This is a genomic window from Arenibacter sp. F20364 (assembly GCF_023015905.1).
In the GTDB taxonomy this organism is placed as follows: domain Bacteria; phylum Bacteroidota; class Bacteroidia; order Flavobacteriales; family Flavobacteriaceae; genus Arenibacter.
Map to the genome: position 1 here is coordinate 1 of NZ_JALKBD010000177.1, position 336 is coordinate 336.

Here is a 336-nt window from a genome sequence, read left to right on the forward strand (position 1 = left end):
GTAACCGGTGAGAAAGGTGATACTGGAGCAACGGGAGTTCAGGGTCCAATAGGATTAACTGGTGCTGACGGAGCCAAAGGAGATACAGGTGCCAAGGGAGATCAGGGAGTCACTGGTGCGACCGGAGCTACTGGTGCAACGGGTGAACAAGGAATACAAGGTGTAACTGGCGCCAAAGGTGATCAAGGCGACAAGGGTGAGACTGGTGCAACAGGTTCAACTGGAGCCAAAGGCGACCAGGGTGATAAAGGTGACACTGGTGCTACTGGCTCTACTGGAGCTAAAGGTGACCAAGGTGATAAGGGTGAAAAAGGAGATACTGGAGCGAAAGGCGAC

The 336-nt window shown here is 53.3% G+C and carries 1 pseudogene; it reads left to right on the top strand.

From position 1 onward, the window contains the following. A pseudogene (locus MWU84_RS24225) lies at positions 1 to 336 on the top strand (collagen-like protein); the annotation flags it as partial.